Consider the following 15,486-nt stretch of genomic DNA (forward strand, 5'->3'; position numbering starts at 1 on the left):
CTGCTTGTATGAAACCACCCTGCTCTGGGGATAAGGGGTAATGGGGATTGGGGATAGAGTTTTTTGTTACCTGACTTCGAGAATACACAAAGTAAATACCGGATAAATACAGATGGGTTTTTTGTCTGTATTTACCCGGTTGCATTTTTGCTTGATTGTGAAAAAATCTTTTGGGTTTTTTGATTTAACTCATACGCAATCCTATTTAATCGATTTCAAATTTATCGAGTAGCTTCTTTCCGTAAATAACTGCGGCAACAGTAACAATATCTCCCTGAATGTGATAGATGATTCGATAACTGTATGCCAAATGTTCTCTGATATTATCGTTGCCAAACTCTGGTACAATGCGACCAGAAAAAGGCTCCTTGCTTAAACTAGTTATTGTGTCAAGTATTTTCTTGACTACTGTCGCAGCATAGGAAGCCGAGTCACGAGCTATATATGTGGCAATTGCTTCAACATCATCTAATGCTTTGGGAGACCATTCTACTTGATAAGCCATTTGTTCAATCGTTCTTCGGCCTCACTTAGGGTTCTGGTTGCTTGGTGTTCGGCTACTTCTAAACCGCGCCGGACTTTTTCGATGACGTACAAATGATATTGGACATCTTCTATAGAACAAGTATCAGGTAACTGGTTCAAAAGAGATTGTATCTTTTGTTTTGTAGAACTCATAATGTAATTTCTAATTAATTTATATTGCAATATAGACAGGTGGGCAATGCCCACCTAATACATTGTTAAAATTTCTCGAAGTTTTTGACCGATTCCTTAATCTTATCTAAAACTTCGTCCACACGTATAGTCCCTAATTCACCATTTGCACGAGTGCGGATACTCAAAGAATTTGTTTCTACTTCTTTGGCGCCGATCACGGCCATGATGGGGATCTTTTCTTTTTCAGCATTGCGAATGAGTTTACCCAGGCGATCGCCACTGATATCCACTTCCGCTCGAATACCGATAGCTCTCATTTTTGCTGCTACTTCTTTAGCAAAATCGAGTTGCACTTCACTGACTGGCAATAATCTAGCTTGTATCGGTGCTAACCACAAAGGAAAATCTCCAGCATATTCTTCGATTAAAATGCCAACGAGTCTCTCTAAGGAACCAAAAGGCGCACGGTGAATCATCACTGGACGTTTACGAGAACCATCTTCAGCGACATACTCCAAATCAAACCTTTCTGGTAAGTTATAATCGACCTGTACCGTTCCCAACTGCCACTCCCGCTCTAGAGCATCGCGGACGATAAAATCTAGTTTAGGACCGTAGAAAGCAGCTTCACCAATTCCCTCAAAGTGATCCATTCCCAAAGTTTCGACAGATCGGCGAATGGCGCTTTCGGCTTTGTCCCAAGCTTCATCTGAACCAATATATTTATCGCTAGCCGGATCACGAAAACTCAGCCGCGCTTGAAAGTTCTGATCGAGCTTTAGAGTTTTAATCACTGACAAAATCAAATCCACCACGTTGAGGAATTCGCTGTCTAGTTGCTCTGGGGTCACAAATATGTGAGCATCATCCTGAGTAAAGCCTCGTACCCGTGTTAAACCGCCCAATTCCCCAGATTGCTCGAAGCGGTAGACAGTACCAAATTCTGCCAACCGTATCGGTAACTCTCGATAAGAACGCAATTCGCTCTTATATATTTGGATGTGAAAAGGACAATTCATGGCTTTGAGAACAAAGCCTTGCTCATGGTTTGCTGCTTCTTCATTTTCTGCCATCATCGGGAATAAGTCTTCTTTATACTTCTGCCAATGGCCAGAGGTTTTAAATAAATCGACTCTACCGATGTGGGGAGTGATCACTGGCTGATAGCCGCGTTTGATTTGTTCTTGCTTGAGGAAGTCTTCTAGAATACTCCGTAGTAAGGTTCCTTTGGGTGTCCATAATGGTAATCCTGGCCCTACTAAATCGGAAAAGATAAATAAACCCAGTTCTTTACCTAATTTACGGTGATCGCGTCGTAGTGCTTCTTCTTTACGCCGCTTGTACTCTGTTAGCTGTTCTGGGTTTTCCCACGCAGTCCCGTAGATGCGCTGTAGCTGTGCTTTGGTTTCATCTCCACGCCAGTAAGCACCAGCAACGCTTTCTAAATCAATAGCTTTTGGGTTTAACTGCTTAGTGTCTTCCACATGCGGTCCAGCACACAAATCCCACCATTCATTACCCAAGTGATAGATTGTAATCGGTTCTTCTTTGATATCGGCTAGGATTTCTAGCTTATAAGGTTCGTTAATTTCTTTAATCCGGCGTTCAGCTTCTTCTCGACTGACTTCTTCGCGAGTCACTGGCAGTTTACGATTGATAATCTTATCCATCTCTTTTTTGATGGCTTTGAGATCCTTGTCGGTAAATGCTTCTGGACTATCAAAATCGTAGTAAAAGCCGTTTTCAATCCACGGACCAATTGTAACTTGTACCTTGGGAAACAGCTTTTGCACCGCCATCGCCATGACGTGAGATGTGGTGTGGCGAATTTTTTTTAAGTTTTCTGATTCGCTAGTGCGTGGTAAATAAATTTTTTTCTCTGCTTGTTCTGATGGATTGGATTGTTCAGAAAGCGACATTGGCTGCTGATCCATTGGCGAAGTAATTATTTTATGGGTAATTTTCGACTAAGAGGACTGACATATATATTAGCGACCTTGAGAGAATTGGGGATTGGGGATTGGGGAAGGTAGGGGTTCCCTTTGGGGATAAGGGGCAGGTGGGGTCCCCTCTGGGGATTGGGGATTGAGGAATTGGGGATTGGAGAATTAATAAAAATAATAATTAAACAATTTCCGATCCCTAATCCCTGATCCCCGATCCCTAATCCCTGATCCCTAGATGAGTTTTTATATAAATTTTCGAGGTTTTATGTTTTCAATCTTTATTACTTAATCTTATTTCTATTTTCCCTAAATACTTAAAAAATATTTAAATTATTCTACTTTGATCTGCCCTAAGGATATGTACAAAAACTTTTGCATCTATATATAATATTAATGTGTAATATAAAATACAGTTTTTTTATAAATTGTAACCTATGGGTGATATATTCTAAATGTTAAGAATCGTAAATAGCGTTAATATTAGTAAGAAAGTTAGAAATATGCTTGTCAATTATGCGAGACTCAAATTTACCAGAGGCTGAGTTGCTTAAGACAGTTTTGCAACCACTGTTGGAAGATTTTCAGTATTGGTTTACGCGATCGCGCAACTTGCTGGAAACAGAGCAACTGAATTTTCTGAGTAGCCAGGAGCAATCTGCTTTGCTAGAGCGAGTCAAGCAAGCCCAAGAAGAGGTGAACACAGCCAAGATGCTGTTTACTGCAACAGAAGGACAAGTTGGGATTGATATGGCAACCTTAATGCCTTGGCATCAATTGTTATCGCAATGCTGGAAAGTGGCGATGTATTTCCGTACTGAACATGCAAACTCACCACAACAAGACGGGATATAAATAACAGAAACGAAGAAAACCTTTAACAACATTTCTTACTTAAGTGATTCATGTAACTTAATAATACACTTAATTTTTGATTTTCCAATTAAGACCGCAAACATAGGCGTAGGAACAGAGTTTTTGGTAGTTTGCCATAGTTTTCAATTAAAACTAGGCGAAACAAGTCTTTGTCCCAAATGATTTTAAAAATTTTGCCCCTGGAGGAAAACCCGATGTTACATCTACTTTATATTCTGGCTTTTACAATGCTTGCTTTTATTGCTGTTGGCAATTTAATTCGCAATTTGATTATGTTCAGTTTTGATAGAGACCGGAGTTATCCAGCCAGGTACTCGTCAATGGCTAACCAAGGGAACTATCCCTATGTATCATCAAGGACGGGACTCACGCCTCATCCAGAATTGTTAGATAGTTCTGGCAATCTAATAAAAGAACCCTTGCTAGTAATGCGTTCTATCAATGTCGATGATGCTCGTCAACAACTTGATGCTCTTTACGAATCTTCACCAGGACAGAAAAGAGAAAGTCAAGAGGAAGGGTAGGGATTGGGAATCAGGGTTCAGGGTCAGGCAAGGATTTAGTTCCTAGTTCCTACTCCTTAACCTAGTCCCTAACCCTTCAGTTCTTCTCTATGCTTCAATTACTACCCGGAGATTACCGCGTTTCTTGGCGACCCGGCAAGCTGTGGTGTTACCGGAACGCTCGAATTCTAAATCAAGGATAGTGGGTCCGACTCGCAAATTGTGCAGTGACAAGCGTTTAATCGACTCTGGTAACGCAGGATCGATAATCCGCAAACAATTGTTGGGTGCATCTGGAACTAGATTCACCATCATATGCAGCAACTGAAAAATACTGCCAGTAGCCCAAGCTTGGGGTGTACAAGCAACTGGATACTGTACAGGAGAACTATCATCAGTGATACGCTCAAAACCGCAAAACAACTCTGGAGGGCGATGATAGGACTGCTTTTTAGTCATGTCGAATAAACCTTCAAAAAGTTCCAAGGCTTGATCGACTAAACCGAGCGATCGCAATCCCATCGCAATCAAAGAATTATCATGGGGCCAGACAGAACCAATGTGATATCCCATCGGATTGTAAGCAGGTGACAAGCTGCTGAGGGTGCGAATACCCCAGCCATTAAACATATCAGGTGCGCGCAAGCGTTCTGCCACACTGTAAGCTTTTTCTGGTGTAAAAATACCCAAGTGTAGACAATGACCAGGATTGGAGGTGATACTGTCTACTTGTTTACCATCTCCATCTAAAGCTAAAGCACAGAAATCTTGGTCTTCTATCCAAAAATCTTTGTTGAAGCGCAGCTTAAGATTTCTGGCTTCTTCTTGCCAACGATCTGATAAATCTAAGCGCTTTTTCATTCTAGCAATTTCTGCCAAGCGCATTTTGGCTGCGTAGACGTAACCTTGCACTTCACAAAGAGCGATCGCTCCGTTAGCTAATTCACCTTTACGATTGACAATACAATCACCAGAATCTTTCCAGCCTTGATTAGCTAAACCACGTCTGGATTTACGTTGATAGCTGAGGTAGCCAGTTGCTTTGATGTTGCGATCAATCCACTCCATCGCCGCCAATGCATTCGGCCACAGATTTTCTAAAGTTTCTGTATCATGTGTCCACACATAATACTCGGCGTATAGCATTAGCCACAGAGGAGTAGCATCAACAGTACCGTAGTAAGGAGTATGGGGGATTTCCTGACACCGGGCTAATTCTCCCAAACGTAATTCATGGAGAATCTTACCTGGTTCCTCGTCGCGCCATTCATCTTCAAGTTTGCCTTGGTATTGAGATAAGAGAATAAGAGTTTCTTTGGCGATTTCGGGATTTAACATTAAGGTTTGAGAACCAGTGATGATAGAATCCCGGCCAAATAACGCCGAATACCAAGGTACTCCCGCCGACACAGTTTTATGCTTTCCAAAAGACTGGCGCAACAAATACATATCTTCCTCAGCGCGTTCAATCACACGATTGACAGCACCTTTTTCCTCTGTGCGAATACGTGTAATTTGTTGCACCCAGTTTTGCTCTTCCATGATCTCAGCAGCTTTTGCTTGACCCAAAGTAACTGGAGGGCTGACAGTAGAACTGGGCTTGTTATTTGTGAGCATATGGACTCGATAGCCCAATTTTTGTTTTTCGTGGGATGCTAACTCTAGCTGCCAAATTGCTGTGTAACCTTTGAAAGAGTCTGGTAGTCTATGCTGGAAATTAATCCGAGATTCCATCACCAAAGTATCTACACCCTGATAAGCCAGTGTTAAAGATTTATCGTCGGATGTAGCAGGATGAATTTTGAGAGGCGAGCCACCATCCAGGGAAACTGCTGTATCTTCCTCAAAAGTCGGATCAATCAGACGCAAAAGCTTACCTCGCTTTTCTCTGCCAAAGCCTCTGACTTCAAATAAATCAGCAAAATCGCCATCAAAGCTAATACTCAGTTGAAAATTGATTGTGCTTGTGCTATAGTTCGAGACTTCTAATTCCTCAAAAAGTGCGCCATTCAGGACTAGTTCTCGGCGAATCCCGATTGTATCAGCTTGGAGGCGATCATCGATTCTTGGATTAGTACATAAAACTGACAGTGAAAAACCTTTATCAGCAGTACTACTTAATAACACAGGCGATCGCCCATCAATCTGCAACTCTAAGCGGCTCAAAAATCGAGTGTCAGCACAAAATAACCCCATACTAGGGTTGCCATCAGTGAGCGAACACGCAGAAATATTACCTAGAGTATCTGTAACTAAAAATAAATCATCATCTTTAACAGTCAGCGTCAATTGTGCTTTTTCGCTAATTACGCAAGGCCATTCAGGTATAGGTAGTAGTTCTGCGGGGACAAAAGTTTTTCCATCCAGAAAAATCCTCTCCGGTGTCATCAATATATCCGGTGTCATCTGCCAGTATTCCGTATAAAATCTATATTTTTCAGATTCAGTTCAGCGTCAACAGAAAAAAAGACGCGTGGCCAAAACTTTGTGAGCCATGCAACCAAAAATAAATGATAATCACATTTAGCTAGTGGGCAAAAACGCATCAAAGTCACATTATCAAATCTTTATAATTCTAAAATAAATTCAAAACTTGCATAGATAAACAGGAAACACAGGAACTTTCATATCATTATTTTGATTGAGTTTTTGAGTTTCTCAGCAATGAATCTGGTTCATTGTTCCGTCTCCACCACCTTCTTTGTGATTGCGTTCTCACCCATTCTACGGCGTCGCTCTGCTGGCAGTGTTCACCATTCTTTACATATTGCAACGAAATGCTTGATTTGAAAGGCCGTTGTAATTTGTACAATGCAGCTGTGACGTGAATCATGTCCAGATTGTGGCTCTTTTAGGACGTTCATGAGCATTTCAACTTCCGTGCTGAGTGATTTGCTACAGGCTATACCCAACCTGCGGCCCCAACTATACTTCAAAGCATCGCTAACGGCGTTATCCCATGCGATGGAAGATCAAGTTTTAGCTGCTACTCTAGAGCAGCCTTTAGTAATTGCTAGCTTTCAAAGAGAGCGATTCTATCGTCAAGAAGCTCATCGCTATCAGCGACTTGCCCAGCGAAGTAATCAGATATATGTATTATCTGCACCAGAAACTGATTTTACTAACAGCTCGGAATTTTACGAAAAGGTCGCTTTTGAGCCAGATGATGCTCTCAGCCAAGAGTGGCATTTGGTGGTCATAGCCCAAAACTATGCTACTTGTTTAGTTTGTCGGGAAAGTCTTGGTTCTTTAGCTAAGAATAGGGAAATACGAGAATTAACTCCTGGTTTAGATATGGACGCGGCGCGGAGATTTGAGGGAATTTGGACGGCGGAACGGGGAGTCAGCCTTAAAGCTGCCGAACTTTTGCTGAAGCGGATTTTAGTTTATAGACCAGAGTTAAGAGATAAAATCGAGCAAGCACGCCAGCGCTTTGGCATTGCAGAGCGTAAGAATAATGCCAAAGCCAAGCAATTACTAAGTGAATACGCTTGCGATATTGATACTGATCCGTTTGTGCAACGTTTGGTAACTTATTTGCAAGCGAGTCAATACAAATTGCATAAAGCCTATCGTTCGATCTCCGCCCAAGCACGTAAAGAAAGATTAGTCAACTCAATTAGTACTGCAATTAGGCGATCGCTCGATCCTCACGAAATTCTCAGAGTAGCAGCCCAAGAACTAGGACAAAACTTAGGAGCTTGTCGCTGTTTAATTTACCGCGCTCAAGCTACAGATGCCCAAGCCATAATTGAACACGAGTTTTTAATTCCCGGTGTTTCGTCTTTTTTGGGACAAACTTGGGCTTTAGAAAACAATCCTCTGTTTGAAGAAGTAGTAATCCAGAGTGAAGGTGTCCGGGTTGTCGATACTTTCAACGACTCGCGGGTAATTAACTCTAAAGCGCTGTGGCAGATTGTAGAGAGATATGGCATTCGCTCTTGGCTGATGGAACCAGTGCTTTTTCAAGGGCGATTATTGGGCATAGTAGAATTGCACTATTGTGGTGAAACTCCCCATGATTGGCATCCTGGAGAATTAGATTTAGTAAAAGCGATCGCCACTCAAATCGGAGCCGCTCTCATTCAAGCCGAAGCCTACGCTAACCTTGGAGAACTAAATAAACAATTAGAAGCCCTAGACCGTACACGTAGCAACCTGATCGCCATCACAGGCCATGAATTGCGTACACCTCTATCCACAATTCAGGTGTGCTTGGAAAGCCTAGCTACTGAACCAGATATGCCCTTAGAACTGCGCCAGGTAATGCTAAACACCGCTCTTTCCGACTCCGAACGGATGCGAAAGCTGATCCAAGATTTCCTCACGCTTTCCAACTTAGAAAGTGGGCGAGTAGAATGGCATCCCGAATCACTAACCTTGCAAGAGTGTGTGGATTTAGCTCTAAGTCGTCTTCGCACTCGCTTGGCAAGCGATGAAAAATTACCCCAGATCACAACAGAATTGGCACGTAACCTGCCTTTAATCAAAGCTGACGGTGATTGGTTGGTCGAAGTCATCGCCAAACTCGTAGACAACGCTTGCAAATTCACACCCCCCAATGGGTTTATTACCATCAAAGCCGTTTACAACGACACTCCAATGGTCGAAGTTACTGTAGTAGACACAGGACGAGGTATTGAACCTAATCGTTTAGAAATTGTGTTTGACCGCTTTTATCAGGAGGAGGGAGCGCTCAGACGTAGCACAGGTGGTACAGGCTTAGGTTTAGCAATATGCCGTCAAATTGTCAATGGCTGGGGAGGTGAAATTTGGGCAGAATCAGAGGGTAAAAACCAGGGTAGTCAGTTTCATTTCACCATACCCATTGTTGAGGGAAGTCAGGAACACAGACCATCAAGAGTCAAAAGTCAATAATCATTTGTCATTTGTCATTTGTCATTTGTCATTTGTCATTTGTCATTTGTGAAGAACTAATAACCAATTGACCAACTGTTACAGTTCCTTACACAATCGCCATATGTCCCCATTAGCGGTGTTACGATGCCGTAAAAACGTTGAGAGACGCTTTATGGCAGAAACACTTTCTGGACAAACTCCGAAATTTGGCGGCAGCACTGGCGGTCTGCTCAAAAAAGCAGAAGTCGAAGAGAAGTACGCTATCACTTGGACTAGCCCAAAAGAGCAAGTCTTTGAAATGCCTACAGGTGGCGCTGCCGTTATGTCGCAAGGACAAAACTTGCTACATTTAGCTCGTAAAGAGCAATGCATTGCTCTAGGTGGCCAACTCCGGAAATTCAAAATCACAGATTACAAAATTTACCGGATTTATCCTAACGGCGAAACGGTATACATTCATCCGGCTGATGGTGTCTTCCCTGAGAAAGTCAACCAAGGTCGGGAGAAAGTACGTTACAACGATCGCAGAATCGGTCAAAATCCCAGTCCTTCTAAAGTCAAGTTCAGTGGCACAGCTACCTACGACGCTCCTTAATCAATACTGAATTAGGGAAAGTCACTTATATAAGCAGACACGGTAAACCAAAGACACGGAGATACGGGGAAAATGTTTCTACTAAAACTTTCTCCGTTTCGCCACGTCTTTTATTCTCCGCGTCTGCCCTATATTGCTAACAAGCCTGCTATTTGTTTCTGACAGTAATTAAAAATTAAAGACAAGAGTAATATTAAGTGTCTGAAGTATAAAATATAAAACCTATCCTGCCCTGCGACTAGCCACTGGTAGAACTGGTGGTTCACCACATTGATTGTGAGGGGTATTGAGATCCCCGATTTCTTCTGTGAAGTCGGTGATCTGAGCATCCGCGACTCATCAAAATGAATGTGGTTGAGTACTAGTTCAATTGTCGAAATAAGTGCCTAAATAAAATTAATTACACCTGATAGATACGAAAACAAGGAATAGAGATCAGAGAAAATCCGCACCCGTTCCCTGTTCCCATTTCCCTGTTCCCTATTCCCTCTATTTGATTGATTTATATGATTTTCCCTGATTTCTCTCAATTCTCCGAATTCGCTAAAAATGGTAATTTTGTCCCGGTATATCAAGAATGGGTAGCAGACTTAGATACACCTGTTTCTGCTTGGTATAAAGTTTGCGCTGGACAACCTTATAGTTTTTTGTTGGAATCGGTAGAAGGTGGAGAAAATATCGGGCGTTATAGTTTGTTGGGTTGTGACCCACTGTGGATTTTAGAAGTCAGGGGCGATCGCACCACTCAAATGCATCGTGATGGTTCACAAGTTGTATTTACAGGTGATCCATTTGTAGCTTTAACAACATGTTTAGAAGCTTTTTGTCCAGTCAAATTACCCCAACTACCACCGGGAATTGGTGGTTTATTTGGCTTTTGGGGTTATGAATTAATCAATTGGATTGAGCCGCGTGTACCAATTCATTCACAAGATAACCGTAATATTCCTGATGGTGTGTGGATGCAGGTAGACCATCTGTTAATTTTTGACCAAGTTAAGCGGAAAATTTGGGCTGTTGCTTACGCCGATTTGCGTGATCCAAATGTAGATTTACAAACAGCCTACCAAAAGGCTAGCGATCGCGTGACTCGAATGATCGATAAGTTATCTCTGCCTTTATCAGAGCAAAATACTTTATTAGAATGGAATCCTCCAGGAAGTAACAGAGTAACAGAAGTAGGGGGAGTCGAGGAGTATAAGAGTAATTTCACCCGCGAGAAATTCTGTAACAGCGTTAAAAAGGCAAAAGAATACATTAAAGCCGGGGACATCTTTCAAGTAGTAATTTCCCAGCGCTTATCAACAGAATACACAGGCGATCCTTTTGCTTTGTATCGTTCCCTGCGTCAGATTAATCCTTCTCCTTACATGTCATTTTTCAACTTCCAGGATTGGCAAATTATTGGTTCGAGTCCCGAAGTGATGGTGAAAGCCGAACGCGATCCACAAGGAGATCTACTGGCTACAGTACGTCCCATTGCTGGTACTCGCCCACGGGGTAAAACAACTCACCAAGACATAGCTTTAGCAGAAGAATTACTCAAAGACCCCAAAGAAATAGCCGAACACGTTATGCTTGTTGACTTGGGGCGTAATGATTTGGGGCGTGTGTGCCAAAGCGGTACGGTGAAGGTAGACGAGTTAATGGTAATTGAGCGTTACTCTCATGTGATGCACATTGTCAGCAATGTAGTAGGTAAATTAGCACCTGGTAAAACAGCCTGGGATTTACTCAAAGCTTGTTTCCCAGCTGGAACAGTTAGCGGCGCACCCAAAATTCGGGCAATGGAGATTATAAATGAGTTAGAACCGAGTCGGCGTGGCGTTTATTCCGGCGTATATGGATATTATGATTTTGAAGGACAATTGAATTCTGCGATCGCCATTCGCACAATGGTTCTACGGAATAGTACACTATATGTCCAAGCTGGCGCAGGGTTGGTAGCTGATTCAGAACCAGAAAAAGAATACGAAGAGACTTTAAATAAAGCTAGAGGATTGTTAGAAGCAATACGTTGTTTGCGTTAAAAGGGAATTGGGAATAAGGAACTCTTAACAGGAAAATCCCCATAAATAAACTAGGTATTGAGCCAAGATCCGGATACCGTTGGCGAATTCTCAAAAATACTAAACTGAACGGATTAGTTCAGGAATGAAACGGTGAGAGCTTTCTAAGCAGTTTTATACCCAGGTGCTTGCTTACCCACTACCCCTTCCAGACATACTGTTGACAAATTTTACACGCTTGCTTTGCCATCTCTGTTTCAGGATTTTTGAGGATGGGATGGTAACGCAACCTGTTACACGCCACTTGCAGATAATCTTCCCAATTTTCGCTGGCGTGGCTATGAATGTCCCATAACCTCACTGTCCCGTCACTACTGCCACTGATAATATATGTTCCATCCGGGCTAAAGGCAACTGACATCACGTCATTCTCATGCCCTTGTAACGGTTGACGAATTGGGTCGCCTTGGATGTCCCACAACCGCACTTTGCGATCGCGGCTACCACTGACGATGTGTTTCCCATCTGGGCTAAAAGCGACTGATGTCACAGCACCTTCATGTCCTTGAAAGGGTTGACCAATTAGTCTACCCTGGTTGTCCCACAACCGCAACGTCTTGTCATCACTTCCACTGACGATGTATTGCCCATCTGGGCTAAAAGCGACTGATGTCACAGCATCCTTATGACCTTGGAAGCGTTGACCAATCTGCTTACCCGGTCGGAAATATCTCCACAACAGATAAAATGGTGATACCAAAAAAAATGTCAAGCAAATGATTGTGACAACGTGACCCCAATCAAGCGATTTGTACTTGGGCTTTCCCCACAAATTCCACAACTGCAAAGTTCCGTCTTGACTGGCACTGACTATTTCCTTGCTATCTGGACTAAATGCGACCGATGTCACATCACTCTGATGACCTTGAAAAGGCGCACAAATCAGTTTACCCCGCAGGTTCCACAACCGCACCTTTTTATCTTGGTGACCAGTGACGATGTACTTACCATCGGGGCTAAAGGTTAGTGAAGTGACAGCACCCTCGATTTTAAACAAAGACCAGGACAACCAGCAAAGAACGCCCAACGTCAGAACCAGCACAACACAGAGAGAAAACGAATCAATCTGCTCAATAGACCACTTAGGCATTTGCTCATGAATTGCATCCATTTTAGACTGGTTAAGAAGCTTGTCCTCAAGAATTAAACTCATAATCGCCCAATAGCAAAAATTGAGCCAACACCCAACCACTAGCCAGCCAATAGTGCTTAGCCAGTTACTAAGACAATGTTTAAGAAGCAAAAGAACTGGTCGCAAAGACACCTTTTTCTTATGCTTGGGGAAAAGCTGATCAATCAAATTGCCTTGAGTGTCCCAAAATCGCACCGTCTTGTCCTGACCGCCACTAGCAAGGGTTTTGCCATCTGGACTAAAGGTAACTGCACAGACAGAATCCTGATGCCCCTGAATGAGTTTGCCAATCGGGTTGCCCTGAGTGTCCCACAACCGGACTGTACCCTCCTTACTACTACTGGCGATCAAATCGCCAGGGTTAACAGCGACGCATGTTACCTCAGCTTGATTACCTCTGAAAACATTTTGTTCTCGAGCTAATTCTGCGGCTTGTACTCCGCCTGCCTTGACTTGATCAAGAAGATTCCCTGGCAATTGCGCTAGATTTAGACCAGTTGACTGGATTGCCAGAACTAAAGCATCGACAGGCTTGCTTTGGAGTAAATCTATTACTCTAAAGGCTTTGTTGAGCAGGTTATTTTGGTTGCGTTCTCGTTTTAAGGCAGCATTCGCCTGTTCCAAGGCAGCAATCTGTGCTTCTTTTTCTTTGAGAGCGCGATCGCGAACTGCTTGGCTTTCTTGGATAAAATCCTGGTCTAAACCCGACAGTAAGTCTTGGTCAGCATAATTCTCGAAGAAATTTTCAGCTTCAGCCAATCTTGCCCCAGACAGCAAGTAATCTTGAGACTTCCCTTGACTTTGCCACTCTTCAGCCGCCGCCTTAATCCTGCGTGCAATTCTATCAACCTCACGGTTTTCATTCACCCATCTGCGTAGTCTTGACCAATGACGAATGAGTGCTTCGTGAGCCACATCCACTACCGTCACCGTCAGGTCACTTTCTCCTCGCTGTCGCAATTGTGAAGTCACTACTAATCTGGCATTTACCAACTTTTGGAGTACCCGCTCTAAAATCTCTGCCGATTGAGGAGAGGTGACTAAATCCGATTTCAGAACTTGCCTACGTGTATCCTCCGTTCCTTCACCCAACTGCGTCAACTCGCGAAAAATCCGCTCAGTGATTTTTTGTTCTTCAGTAGATAGGGAGTGATAAATTTCGTCGGCTCGCTTTTGCAGCGTTTCCTTTACTCCACCCAATTGGGTATATCTTTTCAGTGTTAAACGATCTATCTGGCGTTGTTGCCACAGTTGTGTCAAGGTGTACTGCAACAACGGCAAACTGCCTGGACCTTCCACATCAGCAAGCATCTGTTCCATCAGTTCTCGCTCCACTTCCAAACCTACTTGGTTTGCAGGTTCGGTGATGGCTTGCCCTAATTCTTGCCGATTCATCGGCTTCACCATCACCAAATTCGACTGAATTTTGCTGGCTAATCCGGAATACTCATGTTCTGCACACTTACCCAAGAAATCTGCCCGCATTGTTAGCACCAGGCAGAGTTTACCATCTAGTTGCTCTAAAGCACCCAGCAAACTCTCAAAAAAAAGTTGTCTTTCTCTGAGGTTCTCACATAGAGTAAAAGCTTCCTCAAACTGATCCACCACTAGTATCACACGAGCAGCTTTAGCAGTCATAATCAGACGCTTTAACCCCCGTGTAGTGCCTAATTCCCCAAACAATTTCTTGATGTGGGCTAATTGGCTACTACGCTCAACCTCTGTTAGTTCTGAGTCAACAAATGCCTCTACTAAACGCTGAAACGGATGTTTACCGGGTCGAAAAATCTTGATTAGCCAAGAGTCGCTACCTCCTAAGCGCTGTCCCAGATGTATCTGATGCAGTAACCCAGCTCTGACTACCGAAGACTTGCCACTCCCAGAAGCCCCCAGCACAGCCAAGAAATTTCCTTGCCGCACTTTTTCCAGCAATTGGTCTGTTAAATCTGTCCGTCCATAGAAATATTTGGGGTCTTCGTCATTAAAATCAAAGCAGGCTAGTCCCTTGTAAGGACACACACCTGCCAACAGAACAGCACGGTCTATCTTTTCTCTTTTGCCAGTTAAGATAATCTCGCTACCAGAGTTGTGAAAAATAGGATGTTGGGGGGAATTTTTCAACTGCCGATTGATGAAATCGATGAGGTTGTAGTTACTCACACAGCCATCTGGGTGCTGTTCTGGGTTCAAACATTGCAGTAGCGCAGCACTGAGGATGCCATTATTCTCTTCATAAGCCACCTCAAAAGAACGGCAGGCGGCGATAAAACACCGATCACGAACTTTGCCGAGATTACCTGGATTTGCCTTGGTAAAATTGAGCAGCCCCCCACTATGGCAGCAATCGAGCCAGACAATCTGCTGTCGCACTGGACTTGACTGCAACAGTTCGCGTAACCAGTCGAGGGAAACACCCCATTTGTCGTTGAGGGGACAAACATCACTGGTAGCTAAAAAGCTTTCAAGCACCCTACCTTGATGCTTTTGCAAACCATGACCGGCAAAAAACAGCAATGCTGTGTCGGGAATGCTGCTGTCGGGTGGGCAGAAAAGCTGTGATATTGCTTCTTGAAGATCTCTGACTCTCACCGGAGGTTTCGGGTTTGGATCGACTTGCCACAACCCATTTTGATTGTAGGCAGGCAATCGCCGCACTTTGAAATTACCGTATTTTTCCAGAATTTGAGCTATTGCCTCAGCATCATCTGCTGGTGTCAGAAGATGTCGTGCTTTACTCGCTGGTTTATCTTTCAGCAAAGGATATCGATTGATGCCTATTACTAAAGCTTCCCGTTTCTTGACGTACTCCCTGGACTAAAGCCGCAGGGATTCTCAAATGATGTTACGA

General features: G+C 43.3%; 10 protein-coding genes and 1 pseudogene. 5 read left to right on the forward strand and 6 right to left on the reverse strand.

Translation table 11 applies throughout. The annotated features are described in order from the left end of the window. Nucleotides 1-205 precede the first annotated feature (205 nt). The 3 genes from AC5JMK_RS04875 to thrS form a co-directional block, all read right to left on the reverse strand. Nucleotides 206-505, reverse strand: a complete 300-nt coding sequence (locus tag AC5JMK_RS04875) for a type II toxin-antitoxin system RelE/ParE family toxin (protein WP_096677019.1) — start codon at nucleotides 503-505, stop codon at nucleotides 206-208. Then, the gene (locus AC5JMK_RS04880; RefSeq protein WP_096677020.1) at nucleotides 490-678 is read right to left on the reverse strand and encodes a hypothetical protein; all 189 of its coding nucleotides are present in this window, start codon (nucleotides 676-678) and stop codon (nucleotides 490-492) included. The genes AC5JMK_RS04875 and AC5JMK_RS04880 overlap by 16 nt, the downstream gene beginning before the upstream one ends. A 65-nt stretch (nucleotides 679-743) precedes the next feature. Further along, the gene (gene thrS / locus AC5JMK_RS04885; protein ID WP_096677021.1) at nucleotides 744-2,594 is read right to left on the reverse strand and encodes a threonine--tRNA ligase; all 1,851 of its coding nucleotides are present in this window, start codon (nucleotides 2,592-2,594) and stop codon (nucleotides 744-746) included. A 525-nt stretch (nucleotides 2,595-3,119) separates the two neighbouring features. Here thrS and AC5JMK_RS04890 point away from each other — a divergent pair. Then, complete coding sequence (locus tag AC5JMK_RS04890) at nucleotides 3,120-3,458, forward strand: DUF2605 domain-containing protein (protein ID WP_096677022.1); 339 nt, start codon at nucleotides 3,120-3,122, stop codon at nucleotides 3,456-3,458. 215 nt (nucleotides 3,459-3,673) lie between these two features. Then, the gene (locus AC5JMK_RS04895; protein WP_096679117.1) at nucleotides 3,674-4,003 is read left to right on the forward strand and encodes a DUF2973 domain-containing protein; all 330 of its coding nucleotides are present in this window, start codon (nucleotides 3,674-3,676) and stop codon (nucleotides 4,001-4,003) included. A gap of 87 nt (nucleotides 4,004-4,090) precedes the next feature. On the opposite strand, the gene AC5JMK_RS04900 is transcribed toward AC5JMK_RS04895, so the two are convergent. Further along, nucleotides 4,091-6,388, reverse strand: a complete 2,298-nt coding sequence (locus AC5JMK_RS04900) for an amylo-alpha-1,6-glucosidase (RefSeq protein WP_096677023.1) — start codon at nucleotides 6,386-6,388, stop codon at nucleotides 4,091-4,093. A gap of 456 nt (nucleotides 6,389-6,844) precedes the next feature. Between AC5JMK_RS04900 and AC5JMK_RS04905 the strand changes: the two genes are divergently transcribed. From AC5JMK_RS04905 to trpE, 3 genes are all read left to right on the forward strand, one after another. Then, nucleotides 6,845-8,860, forward strand: a complete 2,016-nt coding sequence (locus AC5JMK_RS04905; protein ID WP_096677024.1) for a DICT sensory domain-containing protein — start codon at nucleotides 6,845-6,847, stop codon at nucleotides 8,858-8,860. Between the two features lie 154 nt (nucleotides 8,861-9,014). Next, nucleotides 9,015-9,437, forward strand: coding sequence for a photosystem I reaction center subunit II PsaD (locus AC5JMK_RS04910; protein WP_096677025.1), 423 nt, complete (start codon nucleotides 9,015-9,017; stop codon nucleotides 9,435-9,437). Between the two features lie 506 nt (nucleotides 9,438-9,943). After that, a complete protein-coding gene (gene trpE / locus AC5JMK_RS04915) occupies nucleotides 9,944-11,467 on the forward strand; it encodes an anthranilate synthase component I (protein ID WP_495909510.1) in 1,524 nt (507 codons plus the stop codon). A gap of 178 nt (nucleotides 11,468-11,645) precedes the next feature. Here the strand turns inward: trpE and AC5JMK_RS04920 are convergent, their stop codons facing one another. Next, nucleotides 11,646-12,659 carry a WD40 repeat domain-containing protein gene (locus AC5JMK_RS04920; protein ID WP_495909511.1) on the reverse strand — a complete coding sequence of 338 codons (1,014 nt, stop codon included), beginning with the start codon at nucleotides 12,657-12,659 and terminating at the stop codon, nucleotides 11,646-11,648. Between the two features lie 171 nt (nucleotides 12,660-12,830). Next, nucleotides 12,831-15,419: pseudogene (locus tag AC5JMK_RS04925) on the reverse strand (nSTAND1 domain-containing NTPase); the annotation flags it as partial. Nucleotides 15,420-15,486 lie beyond the last annotated feature (67 nt).

Source organism: Pelatocladus sp., assembly GCF_059505505.1.

Coding starts and splice junctions, on each gene's coding strand:
- AC5JMK_RS04920 (WP_495909511.1), bottom strand. CDS start 12,659: ATGAGTTTAATTCTTGAGGACAAGCTTCTTAACCAGTCTAAAATGGAT.
- AC5JMK_RS04890 (WP_096677022.1), top strand. CDS start 3,120: ATGCGAGACTCAAATTTACCAGAGGCTGAGTTGCTTAAGACAGTTTTG.
- AC5JMK_RS04895 (WP_096679117.1), top strand. CDS start 3,674: ATGTTACATCTACTTTATATTCTGGCTTTTACAATGCTTGCTTTTATT.
- trpE (WP_495909510.1), top strand. CDS start 9,944: ATGATTTTCCCTGATTTCTCTCAATTCTCCGAATTCGCTAAAAATGGT.
- AC5JMK_RS04905 (WP_096677024.1), top strand. CDS start 6,845: ATGAGCATTTCAACTTCCGTGCTGAGTGATTTGCTACAGGCTATACCC.
- AC5JMK_RS04880 (WP_096677020.1), bottom strand. CDS start 678: ATGAGTTCTACAAAACAAAAGATACAATCTCTTTTGAACCAGTTACCT.
- AC5JMK_RS04900 (WP_096677023.1), bottom strand. CDS start 6,388: ATGACACCGGATATATTGATGACACCGGAGAGGATTTTTCTGGATGGA.
- AC5JMK_RS04875 (WP_096677019.1), bottom strand. CDS start 505: ATGGCTTATCAAGTAGAATGGTCTCCCAAAGCATTAGATGATGTTGAA.
- AC5JMK_RS04910 (WP_096677025.1), top strand. CDS start 9,015: ATGGCAGAAACACTTTCTGGACAAACTCCGAAATTTGGCGGCAGCACT.
- thrS (WP_096677021.1), bottom strand. CDS start 2,594: ATGGATCAGCAGCCAATGTCGCTTTCTGAACAATCCAATCCATCAGAA.